Genomic DNA, 16,044 nt, shown 5'->3' on the forward strand with positions numbered 1-16,044 from the left:
TATTTGTATCAAGGCCGTCTGAATTTCAGACGGCCTTTTTGTTTAGTTAATATTTTATTTTGAGCATGGCTTGATAATTGGCGAGTTCGCGCTCGGCGTGGTTGAATGCCTCGATGTCGGCGGCTTCGCTTGCCTCACGGCTTTTTGCCTTCCAATATTCTATTTGCTTCTTTATCCATTCGTATGGATTTGAGTGAGTATTAGCTTCCATTTTTTATTATCTCCGTTGTCTCCCCAGTGGTCGGGAATGTAGTGGCGGTTACTTCGCCGTCATAGAGCGTGATGTCGAAATCTATCAGGCTCTCAAGTCTTATTTTGCTGATTAATCCGCCGCTGTCAAGCGTATGGGATACTTCAACGCCTACCCACGACTCTGCATCTATCTCGGATTTAAAGCCTGAAAGCGTTACAGGACTTTCAGGGGCAATATCCGGACGACCGACGGCCATTGTCATTTCAAACTCCATTGCACCACGTTTTAACTTGCGATAGGCGGCGCGCGCGCCATTGGCGGCAGTGGCGGCGGATTGGTATGTATGGCGCAGGGTTTTGATTTTATGAGACGATGTATCTATTTTTTTCGTCTCTACGACATTTTTTGTTGTTGTCTTGTGAGTTTTGCCGTCTTTGCGCTTGGTCTTGTATTTCTTTACCGTGGTAACGGTTTTTTTAATTGGGTCGTAATTTCCCTCCGCGATGACAACCTCTTGCTTCTTGCCTGTCTTTTTATCGATATAGTAGGCGCGCACGGCGTTGTAGCTTTCTGTCGATGAGTAGCGGAAATTGAAGTTGTCGCCGTCATTACGGGTCAGGGCAATGGTCGGCAGCTTATCGCCGCTGGCATCAGTCGCTTCGCCCGCGCTGACGAAGAGCAGGCGGCCGCCTTTTACTGTGGCAACTGCATCATACCGCTGGGCAAGTCGGGCTATAAACGCTGCATCGGATTCGTTGCTTTGGTCGATATGGTCTATCATCTCCTTTTCATAGGCTTTACCGATAATCGGCTCATATCCGTGCTTTTGGGCTATTTCTCCGATGATGTCTTTCAACTGCTTTTTATGCCAGCTTTTCTCAACGGATTCTGCGAATTTGTCGGATATATCGGCGGATTGGGCAGTGATACTGATGGTATCAGGTGCGCCGCTCCATGATACTTCGGTAATCTTGTATTTCCCTTTATCTACCACGCCTGTTTCCATGTAGCCGATGGCCAGTGTGATTTCGGCAGCCTTGGGCGGCAAAGACAAAAGGCCGTCTGAATCATCAAGCGTAATGGTCAATTCATCCGCCTCAAATCCGCGTTTATCCGTTAGGCTGATGCTGCTAATGCGGCTGACGGCATTTGTCCCAAACGGCTTGCCGTTAATCGTCAACATGGCAACCGGTGTTAGATGGTTGCCGCCCGTATCGGTCAAAGTTGAAAACACTTTGGCGGCGGTATTTTTAATTTGCTTACCCAATCCTGCAATCATTACAACCCCACCATTTGACGTACGGTTGACACGGCGGCGGTCAAAGCTGCACCATACATCCCCATCGGGGAATCCGACACTTTCTTCAGCTCCATACTAAAGCTGATGGCGCGCGCTTTGCCATCCCACATCAATTCTTTCCGACCTTCCTTAATGGATGTGATGACGTATGCGCCCAAGATATCGCCATTACCCATAATCAGGTTGTACGGCTTCCCTTCATTTGCCATCATCCGCAACAGGGCTAATGATGTATCGCCTCCCGTGATTTCTGGGCGCAACTCTGCCGTAATACTGAGAGTCTCATTTTCCGGACCGGTATATTGCACCGGAGACAGACCGCCTCCTACGGTATTTTGCGTAGGATGCCGCCATGAATAGCTGCGGTCATACCCCTGAAAAGGAACAGTCACCGTATGGAAAACAAAAAAACCTAAAGCAGCTAAAGCCATCATTAATCCTTATCTGCGAACATTGAACGGGCGCGGCGCGCCTGATTACGGGCTACCTGCTCAATCTGCCGCGCGACTTCTTTGGCGATATCGACAGGCGAACTATTGCCGCCATTGATGTTGATGGAGATATTCATCGGCATAGCACCGCCGCCTGAACGGTTGAATCCGTCAGGCACTGCGACCGCTCCAACCAAAGACGGAGCAGGGCGGCCATTTTCAGACGGCCTTGCCAGTCCACTGGCCGAACCGCGTACAAATGACTGCAAAGAACCCATCTTCCCACGCCCCCAGTTGAGCGCGGCCATACCGCCACGGCGCAAGGCATCAACAATGCGCCAGCCGCCAAAACGGGATACATCGTTTTGGCTAAAAACAACCTCCCCCTTATGCACGATACCGGCTGCTTCATTACTACGGCCTGCGCCCGTATAACCACCGACAGAGAATCCTCTGTTTGGTACGCCGACACTGGCAGGAGTGGCACCGCCGCCTGAAATTGCACGTCTTACCCACTCCACAGCGGACCTTGCCGCTGCTTTCAATCGGTCGAAATTGGCAATCAATCCAGCAATTACGCCAATTGGTCCAGTAAATGCGGCAATCAATGGATTTTGGCGGAAAACGTTTTTCAGCCAGTTCCAACCGGCAGTAAGTCCAGCTTTCAGCCTGTCAAAATTGGCAATCAGCCCGACAATTGCACCTATCGGCCCAGTAAAGGCCGCCAACAGCGGATTTTGGCGGAAAACGTTTTTCAGCCAATTCCACCCTGCAATCAGCGCAGCTTTCACTTTATCCCAGTTTGCCCATAATAGAATCAATGCACCAACCGCCAATGTCACGAACAGTACAATCGGGTTGGCCATCATTGCGGCGCGCAAGATCATCAAACCACTTTTCAGCATACCAAATGCGCTTAAAGCAGACGAACCAAGCGACAGAATGGCAAATTTAGCCATGACCATCGGTACCAACAGAGTAGACACAACCAAAGCCAAACCGCTCAAACCAACCAGCAGCATACTGCCCACAGCGACTACTTTCATAATACCGGCGGCAAGCTGAGGGTTTGCGGCCGTCCATCGTGTAATCGCATTGAGCCAACCACCAACAGTCGTCATCAATCCCGACAACATACCGAATAATGCCTGTCCTGCACCTGCTTCTGCGTTGAACAGCTGATTTTTGAAGACCTGCCATTTTGACGACATTGCACCCATACGGGTCTCAAACTCACGCGCCATCGATCCGATGGCATCTTGCGAATTTGCCAGCTCCATTTGTCGCCGCCATTCTTCGGTATTACTGATTAAACCTGCGAACACTTTGTTATATTCGCCGCCTGCCAATCCTTTTAAAATGCCTGCCTGCTCTTCTTTCGGCATTTTTTTAACCGCCTCGACAATCTTTATTAACGTGGCGTTTGCATCTTCAACCATCCCTTTTTGCACGTCTTTTGCATCAAGCCCAATATCTTTCAAGGCTTTTCTTACCGGCTTCATATCCGGAGCGGTAGACAATCGGGTAAACAGTGCCGATACCGCGCCGGCGGCTGTTGAGTCATCAACGCCTTGAGAGAGCAGGGTAGAGCCTAATGCCGCTACGTTTTTCTCGCTGATTTTTGCCAGCCCCATTGAGCCGCTGACACGGTTCATATAGTCGATAATGGCTTTGCCGCTTGAAATCGCGTTGTCATCTAAGTAGTTGATAACATCGGCAAGCTCACGCCCTTGTTCAGCCGTCAGCTTAAAGTTGGCATTGATGCGCCCCAAGTTTTCAGCTAGACCGCCCATATCCTCTTCATCAAACGCCGTAGCGGCAGCGGCAGCGGTTTTGACATATTGAGCCAACTCTTCACGCGGCACATTCATGCGCCCGCCGGCCTCATACATCTCCATGATTTTAGTTGTCGCGACCGGCAAATCATTGCTCAAGCCCTGAATCTCGGTTCGGATTTTGGCGATTTCCGCGTGATTTAAGCTGTTATCCGCATTCTTCAATCCTTGCACTTGGCGGATCACACCCAGCATGGCATCTTCTTCGCTCATGCCTGCGCTGACTGCTTTTGCAGTCAACCCACCCAATGCCACGCCGCCCGCCATGCCTTTTGCTGCCATCCCCTGAATACGCCCTATTACTAATGGCATTTTTTCTGTTGGCTATACGCTCTGCGGCCGCCTTTTGCTTATCCATCTTGGCGGTGGCTGCTTCTGTGCGCCGATCAAGCTCATGCTGAGCGGCGGCGGCATCACGGGCTTTTATTTTATGTTCTGACAGTTTTTTATTAAGTACCTCAAGGCTTTCTGTTTGCTTTTTTTGCTTCTCATTCAGCCCTTCACGGACAGATGCCAACCGTTCCATTTCGGCAGTTTGTGCTTTACTTGCGGTGCCGTTTTTTTTGATTTCCGCGTTTAATGCACTGACCGCTTTACGGTTTTCATTCATCTCGCGCGTGGTTTCACGGATTTTTGCGTCCAATCTTACGCGGTCTTCCACCAGCTTCTGAGCACGGCTAAGAGCCTTCAACTCTTCACTGGTTTTTGTCAGCTCTTTTGACAGACCACTTGCCGATGCTTTGATGCGCCCCAATGCACCGCTGGCCTTGTCATGAGCATCCATCAGAATTTTGACAACAAGGTTTTTACTCATCCGAATCTGCCTTATTGATTAAAATTGCCCGATTCGTCCAACGGATTAAATCGGGCAAGTTCAAGTCATACCAACCGGCCACACCGCCGCCAAATATGGCGGCACACTGGGCGATACAGTCGTCAATTGCGTTGTAATATTTTAAAGGTTGCTCATCATCATCAACGAGCAGCTCATAAATGCTTATTCGGTCGGCGACACATCTTGCGAAGTCTTCGCCTCTGATTCGGATTCCGACAGGTAGCCCAGCTCTTTCAAATCCGCCATCATCTCCGTTCGGGCTTTCGGGGCGGCTGAAAAAAAATTTAAGGCAACGTTAATCAGCTGAGTATCCGACATTTTCAGCTTGAGATAGTCCAACTTAGTCAGCTTAGGCTCGGTAATGCGACCCACTAGCATACGCACTTGCTCTGTGTGCTTATGCTGTAAAAGGTCTTGCAGCAAGCCTTCCATATGGCGTGCAGTCGGCTCAATCATTTTGTATGTTTTACCGTTACTCAGGGTAATCTCGATGGTTTCTTCATCAATAATTTTGATGTTCTGCTCAGTCATTTTATTTCCTTTAGGCCGCCTGATTTTTTCAGACGGCCTTTAATTTACAAGCCCAAATTTTTACGCATACCGGCGAAGTAATCGCGACCGTTAATGATACATTTCAGATTCATCACATCAATCTCAATAATATCTTCGCCATTTACCGATTCTTTCCAATACGTTAAGACATACTTAAACGTATGTTCCCCACCTTCGCCTGCTTTATCTTCGCTGGGTTCTACTTCCACAATGCGGCCGCGAAATTCGCCATACAGCATTTGGTGTTCTTCTTCGTCTTCTTTATGCAGGCTGCCTTGGTAGCGGACAAGATTGCCGCCAATTTTATGAGAAATAGATTTAAACAGCTCAACATCATAACCTTTAGACACCAATTCCAATTCCAGCTTCTCTACGCCATGAATAGCGGAAAGCTCAAAAGGAACGCCACCCGGTGTATAGTCTTCGGTTTTGAATTTGAGAGCAGGGCGTTTAACCGTCATGGTTACGCCATGTTTATTGAGGCCGTCTGTAAAAACGTTGAAGCTTTTGAGTAAACGCGGTAACTGCATATTTTTTTAACCTTTATACGGTAGTCGGTTTCATGTTGCTGGCAAACTCGATAACCTTATCTGTCAGATTGACAATAAATTTATCGCTCACATACTGATTCAACTCAATATTTTCCAGCGGCGGTGGCACGGTAAATTCGTAGTCGAATGCGAAAATACCGCTTGATACACGAGCCGTGCTGACTTTTTGACGGTCAATGCGTACCTCGGCACCAAGCAACCAGCCTTTAGCAACATATTCGCTCAGCTTGGCATTGATACTCATCAAAATATCAATCATTAAGCTTGGATGCATTGGCTTATCCATTGCCCACAAGAAACTTGTGGCAATGGTTTCTTTAATCAGGTTTGACATACGCACGGTAGGCTCGAACGCCCAAACAGGATCTTCGGAACAAGTGCGGTTACCCCATACACGATAGCCGTTCTCACGAATCAATACGGTGACATCGGCGTTGTTGATGGTGTTTGCCTCACTGTTTTTATCCAGCAAGCCGAAAGAGCGCGGATTTGAGAGGCCGCTCACGCCTAAAATCTCAGTATTTGAGATGGATTTATGTGGACCAATAGAATCATCTAGTCGCGCACGCGCGCCAAGAATACGGCCAATTGTTGCCGCCTTACCGGTGGCTTCTTCGGCATCATTGAAGCTTGTAAAATCACCGTCAACCAACATTAGGAAACGAGAACCAAAGTTTTTGCGGTATGTTTTAACTTCTTCCAAGTCATCCGCAGTAGCGCACGATGCGTACACAAATGCACCCAGTGCCTCAGCCACTGCGACCATCTCGGTAGTCACATCCTGTACGTCCAATTCAGGCGCGCCGATAATATTTGGGCGAAAGCCTGTAACAGCCGCAGCTTTACGCAGAGCTTTCACACCTGCAATAACGTTGGCTTTTTGAGCTTCTGCATCGCTATTTGATGATACGCGGACAACAATTACACGCGCATCTGCTTGGTCTAAGATGCCATCGAGTACCTTGTACAACGTACCGGACTTACCTGCCTTATCGATTACAGCGGCGACAGACGTAGTAAACATCGGCTTGTCGAGCGGAAATACATTCTCATCTGCATCATCCGCAATGGCGACAATGCCAATGATATTACTGGTAACATCGGCAATAGGGCGCAAACCCTTTGTGTATTCATTGGCGGTTACGCCGTGCATACGGTTTACTTGAGACATAGGACAACCTTTTAAAATTTCATAAAATTCAACACTTTTTACCGCTTTTTCTCGGTTTTTTCATTATTATCCGAATCTAATCGTGCTTTTTAGGTATCTGCCATCTCTTCAACATAGAGATACACCGAATACTCCACATCAATTTTTTCTTTTGCCATATTAGAGCGGACAAAAACACCTCGACTTGTTTTAGCAGATAAGTTGAGCGTCAAAAACAATACCGGCAAGCGTTTTAAATGCTCCAATTGAATATGAATCTTCGGATCTATGTATTCCTGAGAAAAAGAGACTTCTGCCCATGTATAACCACCATCCGCCCAAATGGCTTGAGGCAAGTGAATTTTTTCACGCTTTGGCTTTTTCAACAGAGCGCGCAGAGCCGCAACTTCTGATGCTGTTTCGCTTTGCTGGCGAACGACACCTTCCATCTCTGTTACTTTAGCGCGCAATGATTCAAGTGCAGCAGGATTCGCTAATTCCGCCGCTGCACGTTTTGCCTCTTCTAATTTGGGCAATATGGAACTGATTTGATTGTTGATTTCCTCAATCTCATCAGATTCCTCTGCCTGATTGACGGCTTGCCGCAGTCCGTCAAGCTGCTGCTTCAAGGCAGCTACTTCTTTATTCGACTGCACCGACCGATTTACTGCTTCCTCAAGTTTTAGCCGTTGAACTGCCAAATCTTGAGCAACATTAGATAATTGACCCTGCGCATTCTCCAAGTCAGTCAATCGTTGCGAAAGCGTGCCGGCTGATGCAATTGCCGCCTGTGCCAAATCAAGGCGTTCTGATAAGGCTGCAATCTCTTCTGACTCTTCGGCAGCTTTGACTTCCCCTCTCAATGCCTCAATTTCCGCTTCCAAACGTGCAATCACATTGCGGTCAAACGGCTCAGAATTCGCGGTATGAATAACAACCGATTCCGGTGCAACTGCAATTTCGACAGTTTCATCATGCAGCAGGCCGTCTGAACCTTCGCCAGCCAATAATTTACCGATTGACGGCGTGACGTGTATTTTCCCGCGCAAATATGTTTTTACAACATCGCCAAAAGCGGTGCGAAAATCATAATCCGCTACGACCCAATCGAATGCAGCAGTCTGCACTGCAGAAAAATCAACGACAACACCGCGCTCAGTAATCGCCACAGATGGAAATATTTTGCTGCCTTCCACTGTCATTACGGTGAATAACAGATTTGCTTTTGACAAGTCCAATGGAGAGCCGCTCGAAGATAAATCCAAGCGGAATCGATGAGTATCGCCTTGATAGATATGTAGGTCTTTATTTTGCATAGCCTGAACCGTAACGATTGGCAATCATAGTCGGGGTAAATAGATGAGGATTACTGAACCCCAACGCGTGCGCACACCATTCTGAGCAGAACCATTTGTTTTTTGATTGCTGAATTTTCAACCGGCGGAAAATTGATTTCGTACACAGCACACCTTTTAGGTCGTACTTTTCGCCTTTAGTATCACGCCATAGCTTCATCGTTTTCCCATAGTTCAGATTAGGCTTTGGCAGCTCAATCAAATCCCATTTATCAGACGGTAACTCCATACGTTTACAACGGACACCACCATCGCGGAAAGATGAGGAATAGCAGTCAAACTGTCCGTCAGGCATCTGAATAGCGATTTCGCAATGAGAATACTCGCCGCGCGTTGCCTTTCGGATCCCCCAGTCAATGAAGCGATAAATCAGGTCTTTGGGCGATTTGATTTGTTTTCGGCCTTTGTACAATGCCAAATAAACTTTGCTCATTCAGACGGCCTCCGGCAGCTTAAACTCGATTTTTATTTTGTCTAAGGCTGATTTGGTTTTTGCAGCCTCGATTTGGTCTTGTATTGCCTGGCGTTGACCGGCAACGATGGCAGACAAGGCGGAATATGCCAGTGATTTTTTTAAAGCGGCGGCCTTGAGTTTGTCTTTGTCCAAGCCGCGCGCGGCGGCAATGCCGTCTAGGATTGGGGTAGCGGCTGATTTATCGGCAGCCCACGCCTGCGCCTCGGTTGACTGGAGCGGCCATGTCGCCAGCTCGAAATCGGGGACTTGGCTCGCTCCGGAGTGGGCGTCAACAAAGTTTTGGGCGGCGGCATTGAGGTTTGTCAGCATGGCGGCTTTTAAATCTGCCAGATTTGCCGTTTCCAATGGGGTCAGGCTGACGCCGTCAGGCAGACTGCCGATTTCTTTCCATACTTTCTCGCCGTCTTTTGTAAAGACGACTTCGCCGCGATAATCGGGGTGAATTTCCCAGCTTTTGCCCGTCCATCGTGCCGCTTGGTTTTCTTGCAGCGGTGGCACTTCGGCTTCGATACTTTGACGGCCGTCGTCAAAATATTGCTCTTCCACAAAAAGGCCGTCTGAATCAATTACGCATCTTGTCATTTTTTAATTCCTTGTTTTCGTTTTCCAATTTTTCAACTTTCTCGGCCAACTCTTGGATGGCTTTTGCCAAAACTGGGATAAAAGTTTCATATTCAATGGTGTATGTGTCGTTTTTGATGTTGACCATCGGTAGGCGGCCGTATTCTTGCTCCATCGCGGCGATGTCCTGGGCAATAAACCAATGCTGCGGCCGGTCTTCTTTGTGGCGGCCGTCTTTGGTTGGATTCTTCCACCATTCGCGCACTTTGGCGGCTCGCTCTTCTTCGGGCAGGTCATGGAAAAGCTCGTCAACGTATGAATCACGGCGGTCATAGTAACCAGTTACAGGATTCAGCTTCATGACAAAATCCAAGCCCTTTTCAAGCGGCTTGATGTCTGTCTTGTCGCGGCCGTCTGAACGAATATTTACGTTCGTCGGGGCGTATAGCGTTTGCCCGGGTATGCCGATTTGGATTTCGTTGTCACCGTTTATTCGCGCGCCATAACCGATGGCGATGGAGTTTGTGATTTTTGTGTTCAAGGTATCGCCTTGCACGTTTCGATATCCCGCGCTATCACCGATGGCAACACATTTCTCACTACTCGCTAGCGGAATCGTCCAATGCCCGATAGCGGTTGTTGACGTATGGGTGCCAGTTCGCAATGATGATGCCCCGATTGCGGTTGATTTTTGATAATCGCCCCCCAAGAACGCGGCCTCGGCGCCGATGATAGTTGAATAACCTGCCGTTAAAGCCTTATTCATCGCATTTGTCCCTATGACTGTTAGCGAGTCATTCTTGGTTGCTGATGAGGTATCCGAGAAAACAAACTTTAGCTCGGCGTCGCCGGAGGTGTTCAGCTCTTTTGAGCTACGAACTGTTATATTATTGCCGCTAATCTCTACGACTTTCACGGGGATGACGTCGTTTTGTAGGGTTTGCGCAGCTCCTGATGTCAGGCGTATGCCTACCCAATAATTAACCTTCGCCGCTCGAATATTATTAAATGTCAAAGTAATAGTCTCGCCCGATTGGGTGTACCGGCCTGACTCTGTTCCTGTCCAGACAACATTTCCGCCGTTTGGCGCGCGGTTTTGTTCGAGGCTTTCCATTGCATTTGCGCCGATGACTGTCACTTTCTCGGCGGTTTTCGCATTTTTTGCCGCGTTGCCGCCGATTGCGGTTTGCGCGGCGAGTCCTTGGTATGTTTTCAATACGGCCTCGCCGATTGCGACTGTTTGAGACGTCGGGGACGGCCAGAAAACCTCGATGTCTCCTGTCAGCCCGACAGGGGCCGTTCCACCTATTGCGCCTGCCCCAAGTGCAATATTTGATGAGCCTGTCCCCAAGCCTTGCCCTGCATTGCGCCCGATGGCAACGTTGGAATAACCGCTAGTAATGCCGCGCCCAGCATTGCCGCCGATGCCGATGTTGCGAGTACCTGCCATCCTTGACTGGTCGTACCATTCAGTCTCAGCTTGCACGTTGAACAGGCTGTCTGCGCCGATGGCGATGTTGTCGCGGCTCTTTTGGGCATTACCTTGCGCCCGGCTGCCAATTGCAATCCCGCTCACGCAATTGGTCATGTTCCCAATTGCGCCTTTCCCTATCACGGTCAAATCTGATCCGGTCCACTCGTTGGATTTGAGATTGGCCGCCGCGCCGGTTCCGCTAATAAACCGTCCAATTCCTGTGCGGATCGGCTGATATGGCATATCGACGGTAACGCCGTTGACGGTAAATTAGCCGTTTCCGTATTTGTTTTTTATTTGATATTTTTTATTTGTGTCAATTTTTAAGCCTAAGCAATCGACAAACACGCCCAACGCGGCGCTTTCGGCGGCCTCGATGGTTTCGGCGGCCTCGATGGTTTCGGCGGCGTTGTTTTTTGATTCGGCATAGCCAAAATCTCGAAGGCTCAAGGCGGTGTATTGGCGCAGCCAGCGTGTGCCGGATTCGCCGACGATGACTGTGGCGGCGTTTTCGGCAAGGGCTTGATTATCAGATTTCACAAACACGCCGCCGCCGCCGTTGATGCCGTCATGATAGTTTTCGACGATGACGGCGGTTGCGCCGGGCTTGTTAAATTCGCGCAGGGCGGCAATGCTTGGCACGCGGTATGCCATATTTCCGAATAATTTTGCGACAGTTTTCTCAACATATTCGCGCGTCGCCAAAACGACAGCCGGGTCAACTTTTAACGCAACTGCACCAGTATTATCGACCTGAATAATCATACGAACGACTTGCTGACTTGCTGTCCCACTATTTGCGCGCGGCTTGTAGTTGTCAGGTAAATTACCAACAGCAATCAATGTACCATCTGCGGCAAACAAACCTACTTCACGGATTGTGAAATCCCCTTCTTCTTCTGGAATCAGCAATTCTGCAATAATTTGATTTCGGTTATTTTCATCAATCTTTAACAGGTTGACGTTTGCCCGATAAACTTCGCGCTTAAGCGATACCATATCGGCTGACGGTATGATTGCTTTACCGCCGCCATCCCCCACAGCCGTATGCGTTAATCCGACAACCGTACCTAATGCCGTTGCCTTTGCAATACGCGCCGTACCTGCTGAGGTAACAATGGTGTAATACTGTTGATTCATGCTATACCTTTGGATTGATTGTAATAATTTCGACTCGCTGAGCGGCGGCAGAAACCTGACCGGCTGGAGGCATTGAAATAATTGGCTTGATATATGGATAAATGGTGACGGTATCGGCGCGCAATGTAGCTGCCGACGTATTCAGACGGCCTCGAGTGATGACACCAACCGTTAAACCGCTGATGTGGCGTGATACAGGCTTTGTTTCCGAAAACAACCGTACCAGCTCTTTAAATTCGACTTCGCCAATGACGGCGTTTTCAGACAATACTGTGATGCCGAATGTACCCGGCACGCCTTGAGGATTAGCCTGCCACCATTCGGTAATTTTTATTTTCAAGCCGAAAATTGAGGCGACACGCTCAAGCGCGGAAATCGTGCCTTTATGCTTATGGTTGTAATACGCGGCAGCAACCACATCGCGCTTCACTTGCTCAGGCCATTCATCTGACCAATAATCCACGCTTCTTGCCCAAGCCAAGTAGGGCAGCAGATGCAAAGGGCAGGTCTGCGGATTCCACAGGTCACGAATAGGATGAGGGATAGGGTAAATTTGTGAGCGCGAGAGTTTATGCTCCAGCTCAGTTTTACTTGATGGCTGGGCAGTATTTTGATGGTATTGCCATTTGAAATTACTCATTCCAACCGCCCCAATTCACGGTAATACCTACACAACGGGCTGCCTGAGTGGGCGATATAGCAATATTTGCTGCTGGCTGAGCAATGGCAACGTCTTGCACGCCTTCAACGCGCAAAGCCTTGTAAATCATAGAGAGTGATACATCTCGACCGATTAAAAAGTTTTCCTCAACTGCTTTTTTCAAAGCTGCTTCCGCTTCTGTTAAAATCGGCACATAGTCTGGAGTGGCATACATTTTTAGCGTTGCCTCAACTCGATACTCCAGCACCTCTGCGGCTTTAACTTCTACACGATCTGCAACTGGTCGACGGTGTTTAGCGTTCACTGCATCTGACACTTTATCCAATACCGCTTTCTCAACTCCACCCGTTTCAGCATGGCCTAAAACTGTCACTACAACATGAGCAGGGGATGGACTGACGGCGGACACATCTTTAATTGAGCCATCGGCACGACGCGCTAAATTTATATAGGCAGCTTCAGGACCGGCAGTCGATAAAACCTCAAATGCCTCTTGTACGCGGCGGCGCAAGGCTTCGTCCGACTCTAAAATCTCTTCTTTAGGAGGATTAACGGTATCGTCAGCAGCCTGTATTACCAAGCGTTCAATATCGTAGTTTGCCGCAATCTGGTCTAAATCTGCCCCTTTGGCATAGGCCAGCATTAAAGACTGAGCCGATTCATTCAACTCCTGTCTAAACAACAATTCTGCGTACGCACACTCTTCCAAAAGCTTTGTTACCGGCTCGGATTCCAAAGCCAATACCGTGCGCCAATATTCCTGCTCTTCAGATGGATATTCATTGATAAACCGTTCTTTTCGCGCAGCCAAAATCGCCTCATAGTCAAGCTGCTTCACTACTTCAGGAGGGGGGATTTTTGATAAGTCGGTAATCTTTGCCATTTAAATATCTGCAATCTCAAATGTTTCTTTTACACCGCTCGATACGATGACGGTTTCCAGCCATATTTTCAGACGGCCTTCCGCCGCACTTTCTGCATCAAAGCGGACAGCTTCGATTTTTACGCGCGGCTCCCACGCTGCAAGCGCAGAAACAACCGCCTGCTGACAAGCCAGTACAACCGGCGGAATCAGCGGCATATCAATTAAATATGGCAATATTGAGCCGTAGTCTTCGCGCATAATACGGCTGCCAATACGGGTGAATAGGATGTTTTTAATACTCTGAGCAATATGATCCTTAAGAGGCATTCCTTGACCAGTTTCGGCATTTGTCATTTGTTTGGTTTCCCTGTATTACCGCCTGATGTCAGGTCAGGATGATTGTGATCGTCAAGCTGAACGCCATTGCTTACAACCTTGCCTTCATTGTTAAATTCGCCAATATGATTGAAACTGCCCTCAATAGTTGTTCCGCTTCCACCGCTACCGCTCATACCGCCGCTGTATGTCAGCAACCCATGCACGTGGAGCTGACCTTTTACCGCTGTCATTGGTGTATCAATAGTGACTTGAACAGATGCCTCAACATCTGCCGTCTTGATACCTTCTGCTTTAAGTGCGCCTGATTGATGGTCATATTTTATTTTTGCGCCATCTGGAAATTTAATAACAGTCTCATTAGGGCTTGATGACGGGGACGGGAATGAATCCGATGCGATACCCACCATGACAAAACCATTCTCTGTCTCTCCACTAGGGCTAAATACCACGCCCATTTCTCCGACAGATGGCAAACGCCAGACGGATACACCACCGGCGGCAGGGACAAAATATTGCAACCAATCTGTCGTCAATCCTCCATGCTTCATACGAATACGGTTTTTATTCGGATTGACTTCTGCTACCGTGCCAATTTTGATTAAATTCTCGATTTGGCGTTGTGTCATAAAATTACCTTATCTCCGACACGGCATTTTTCTGCTGCTTCTCTTGTCTTAAATTCAATTCTTCTTTCGCCACAAGGTCCGCTGTCATAGGCAACTAGTACGCGGCGATAATACAGACCGCAGAAAAACAATGGGCGGCTTAAAATTTGTACAATTCGTGCTTCCAGCAAAATAAAGTCCTTATATTGATTGAGCCGCCGACTAGGGACGGCAGACGGCGGCTCGGTGCCGTCTTTCCGGCTGTCAGGAGCTAAATGGCAAAATGGCTTAATCGCGTGGCTATTATTTCTCCATGCGCTTTTCATGTAAATTTGATTGATTCTTTAGTGTGATTTTAAGATTTCAGCGCGAAATAAAAGGCCGCCTGATTTCAGACGGCCTTATTTTTTAGTTTAAATTCCCTTTGCTACGGATTTAATAATCTCAGTCTCAATGTAAGATAAATCCGAATCAGACAATCCTACCAATTCACGGCTTGTCAGATTTTTACGGCTGTCACCGTAATGGTGTTCGGCAGCAATTTTCGCAGTAATACCACCCAAAAATCCAATAATTGCTTCATTGGAAGTATTCTTGCTACGCAGGTATTTCGGGCGCGCCATTTTTTGGTACATTCGCGCCTTTTTGCTGCTGCGCCCTTGAAAATATATATTTTCACGCAGATAGCCGCTCAGTTTGCGTGGCTCTCCTTCTTTCCGGCCAATGATTTTTTCTCCCTCCTGCCGAACATATGCCAAAGTTAAATCCCTTTGTTTAAAGTGATTGAACTTTTTACCTTTTAGCAGGGCCTCTCCATTTCTTAAGCCTCGCATTTTCCAACGATCACCCTGTCTTCCTGCCATTGGAGAGCCGTCAGGCTGAATATTTCCACGAACACGGGCAGCGTTTCGTTTGCGGACCTCAATCGATATGGTGCGCAACATTGCACTGCGCTCAGCAGGGCTGAGGTTTTTTATCAGGGCATCAACGCTTTGAATGAAATTATTAAGACCATCTTCCATCTCATCAACCCACCTGTTCATCATTGACCACGCCAAGCGCATCGGCAAAGTCTCCCAATACCATATCGCTATCGTATTGAGGCTCTTTTTTGGTCTTGAAGTTCAGACGGCCTTTTTCATCAAGACGGACAAGAATATTTTCTGTCAGGCGAAGCTGAATCAACACATCCCAAGTATCTGAATCGATTGGCTCAGCTTCAAAAGTGTAGGCTTTATTACCGTTTGTTCCCGGCTCGAGTATATCGGGCTGATTACGCTGTAACCAATAAATTACTGCGATATTAAGCCGTGTCAGCTTATCTTCTGCCAACTCTAAAGCCATAATATTGAGCGTGTAAGAAACGGCATGACTCAACGTGCCACGATTTGGCTTAATCTCACCGCCATCGATATAAATCCGCAAGCGGTCCGGGTGCATCGCTAATTCTGGTAAGGCATCTTGGATCGCCTTACGGAGTGAAACGGGTTTTTCCATACTTTTCAATCTCTTCTTGGCAACTTATACAACATCGGCAACCGCTGACAGCTTGACGGCGCGCCTCTGATATTGGTTCACCGCACTCTTCACATTCATACGCCGACGGAGTAGGGTCAAACTGCTCTTTGTGCTTTAAAAGCCAGTAATCTCGCTGCTTTTGTTCCAATTCGGCAGCTCTATCAAATATATCAGTCATTTCAGGCTTTCTTGGACGGCAGCCAA

The 16,044-nt window shown here is 48.1% G+C and carries 21 protein-coding genes; all 21 read right to left on the reverse strand.

All coding sequences use genetic code 11. The features are described 5' to 3' along the window. Positions 1–46 precede the first annotated feature (46 nt). Complete coding sequence (locus ACTHTY_RS02670; RefSeq protein WP_440366379.1) at positions 47–211, reverse strand: hypothetical protein; 165 nt, start codon at positions 209–211, stop codon at positions 47–49. Next, entirely contained in the window at positions 201–1,472 is a 1,272-nt protein-coding gene (locus ACTHTY_RS02675; protein WP_440366380.1) for a contractile injection system protein, VgrG/Pvc8 family, read from the reverse strand. Before ACTHTY_RS02675 ends, ACTHTY_RS02670 begins: the two co-directional genes overlap by 11 nt. Then, positions 1,472–1,927: a phage tail protein gene (locus ACTHTY_RS02680; protein ID WP_440366381.1), complete on the reverse strand. Its 456-nt coding sequence runs from the start codon at positions 1,925–1,927 to the stop codon at positions 1,472–1,474. Before ACTHTY_RS02680 ends, ACTHTY_RS02675 begins: the two co-directional genes overlap by 1 nt. After that, positions 1,927–4,026: a phage tail tape measure protein gene (locus ACTHTY_RS02685; RefSeq protein WP_440366476.1), complete on the reverse strand. Its 2,100-nt coding sequence runs from the start codon at positions 4,024–4,026 to the stop codon at positions 1,927–1,929. Before ACTHTY_RS02685 ends, ACTHTY_RS02680 begins: the two co-directional genes overlap by 1 nt. After that, positions 3,908–4,573 carry a hypothetical protein gene (locus ACTHTY_RS02690; RefSeq protein ID WP_440366382.1) on the reverse strand — a complete coding sequence of 222 codons (666 nt, stop codon included), beginning with the start codon at positions 4,571–4,573 and terminating at the stop codon, positions 3,908–3,910. The genes ACTHTY_RS02685 and ACTHTY_RS02690 overlap by 119 nt, the downstream gene beginning before the upstream one ends. A gap of 183 nt (positions 4,574–4,756) precedes the next feature. Next, positions 4,757–5,125 carry a hypothetical protein gene (locus ACTHTY_RS02695; RefSeq protein WP_295697346.1) on the reverse strand — a complete coding sequence of 123 codons (369 nt, stop codon included), beginning with the start codon at positions 5,123–5,125 and terminating at the stop codon, positions 4,757–4,759. Positions 5,126–5,169: 44 nt separating this feature from the next. Then, on the reverse strand, positions 5,170–5,676 hold the full coding sequence (locus ACTHTY_RS02700) for a phage major tail tube protein (RefSeq protein ID WP_295697348.1): 507 nt from the start codon (positions 5,674–5,676) through the stop codon (positions 5,170–5,172). Positions 5,677–5,689: 13 nt separating this feature from the next. Beyond that, on the reverse strand, positions 5,690–6,868 hold the full coding sequence (locus ACTHTY_RS02705) for a phage tail sheath subtilisin-like domain-containing protein (RefSeq protein ID WP_440366383.1): 1,179 nt from the start codon (positions 6,866–6,868) through the stop codon (positions 5,690–5,692). A gap of 89 nt (positions 6,869–6,957) precedes the next feature. Continuing rightward, positions 6,958–8,163 (reverse strand): hypothetical protein, encoded by a 1,206-nt coding sequence (locus ACTHTY_RS02710; protein WP_440366384.1) that lies wholly within the window; start codon positions 8,161–8,163, stop codon positions 6,958–6,960. Continuing rightward, positions 8,153–8,635: a hypothetical protein gene (locus ACTHTY_RS02715; protein WP_440366385.1), complete on the reverse strand. Its 483-nt coding sequence runs from the start codon at positions 8,633–8,635 to the stop codon at positions 8,153–8,155. The genes ACTHTY_RS02710 and ACTHTY_RS02715 overlap by 11 nt, the downstream gene beginning before the upstream one ends. Next, positions 8,636–9,259: a hypothetical protein gene (locus tag ACTHTY_RS02720; protein ID WP_440366386.1), complete on the reverse strand. Its 624-nt coding sequence runs from the start codon at positions 9,257–9,259 to the stop codon at positions 8,636–8,638. Beyond that, positions 9,240–10,955 carry a tail fiber domain-containing protein gene (locus tag ACTHTY_RS02725; protein ID WP_440366387.1) on the reverse strand — a complete coding sequence of 572 codons (1,716 nt, stop codon included), beginning with the start codon at positions 10,953–10,955 and terminating at the stop codon, positions 9,240–9,242. Before ACTHTY_RS02725 ends, ACTHTY_RS02720 begins: the two co-directional genes overlap by 20 nt. 27 nt (positions 10,956–10,982) lie before the next feature. Continuing rightward, entirely contained in the window at positions 10,983–11,852 is an 870-nt protein-coding gene (locus ACTHTY_RS02730; protein ID WP_440366388.1) for a phage tail-collar fiber domain-containing protein, read from the reverse strand. A gap of 1 nt (position 11,853) precedes the next feature. Further along, the gene (locus ACTHTY_RS02735; protein WP_440366389.1) at positions 11,854–12,492 is read right to left on the reverse strand and encodes a phage tail protein I; all 639 of its coding nucleotides are present in this window, start codon (positions 12,490–12,492) and stop codon (positions 11,854–11,856) included. Next, complete coding sequence (locus ACTHTY_RS02740) at positions 12,485–13,396, reverse strand: baseplate assembly protein (RefSeq protein ID WP_440366390.1); 912 nt, start codon at positions 13,394–13,396, stop codon at positions 12,485–12,487. Before ACTHTY_RS02740 ends, ACTHTY_RS02735 begins: the two co-directional genes overlap by 8 nt. Then, positions 13,397–13,732, reverse strand: coding sequence for a GPW/gp25 family protein (locus tag ACTHTY_RS02745; protein ID WP_440366391.1), 336 nt, complete (start codon positions 13,730–13,732; stop codon positions 13,397–13,399). It lies immediately after the preceding gene. Beyond that, positions 13,729–14,343: a phage baseplate assembly protein V gene (locus ACTHTY_RS02750; protein ID WP_440366392.1), complete on the reverse strand. Its 615-nt coding sequence runs from the start codon at positions 14,341–14,343 to the stop codon at positions 13,729–13,731. Before ACTHTY_RS02750 ends, ACTHTY_RS02745 begins: the two co-directional genes overlap by 4 nt. Beyond that, the gene (locus ACTHTY_RS02755) at positions 14,340–14,648 is read right to left on the reverse strand and encodes a hypothetical protein (protein ID WP_440366393.1); all 309 of its coding nucleotides are present in this window, start codon (positions 14,646–14,648) and stop codon (positions 14,340–14,342) included. Before ACTHTY_RS02755 ends, ACTHTY_RS02750 begins: the two co-directional genes overlap by 4 nt. Before the next feature lie 87 nt (positions 14,649–14,735). Next, the gene (locus tag ACTHTY_RS02760; RefSeq protein WP_440366394.1) at positions 14,736–15,386 is read right to left on the reverse strand and encodes a phage virion morphogenesis protein; all 651 of its coding nucleotides are present in this window, start codon (positions 15,384–15,386) and stop codon (positions 14,736–14,738) included. Then, complete coding sequence (locus ACTHTY_RS02765; RefSeq protein WP_440366395.1) at positions 15,349–15,819, reverse strand: phage tail protein; 471 nt, start codon at positions 15,817–15,819, stop codon at positions 15,349–15,351. The genes ACTHTY_RS02760 and ACTHTY_RS02765 overlap by 38 nt, the downstream gene beginning before the upstream one ends. Then, entirely contained in the window at positions 15,794–16,018 is a 225-nt protein-coding gene (locus ACTHTY_RS02770; RefSeq protein ID WP_315115025.1) for a TraR/DksA family transcriptional regulator, read from the reverse strand. The genes ACTHTY_RS02765 and ACTHTY_RS02770 overlap by 26 nt, the downstream gene beginning before the upstream one ends. Between the last annotated feature and the right edge of the window lie 26 nt (positions 16,019–16,044).

Origin of the sequence: Neisseria sp. P0019.S002, from assembly GCF_051957155.1 — a bacterium.
GTDB classification, from domain to species: Bacteria; Pseudomonadota; Gammaproteobacteria; order Burkholderiales; family Neisseriaceae; genus Neisseria; species Neisseria perflava.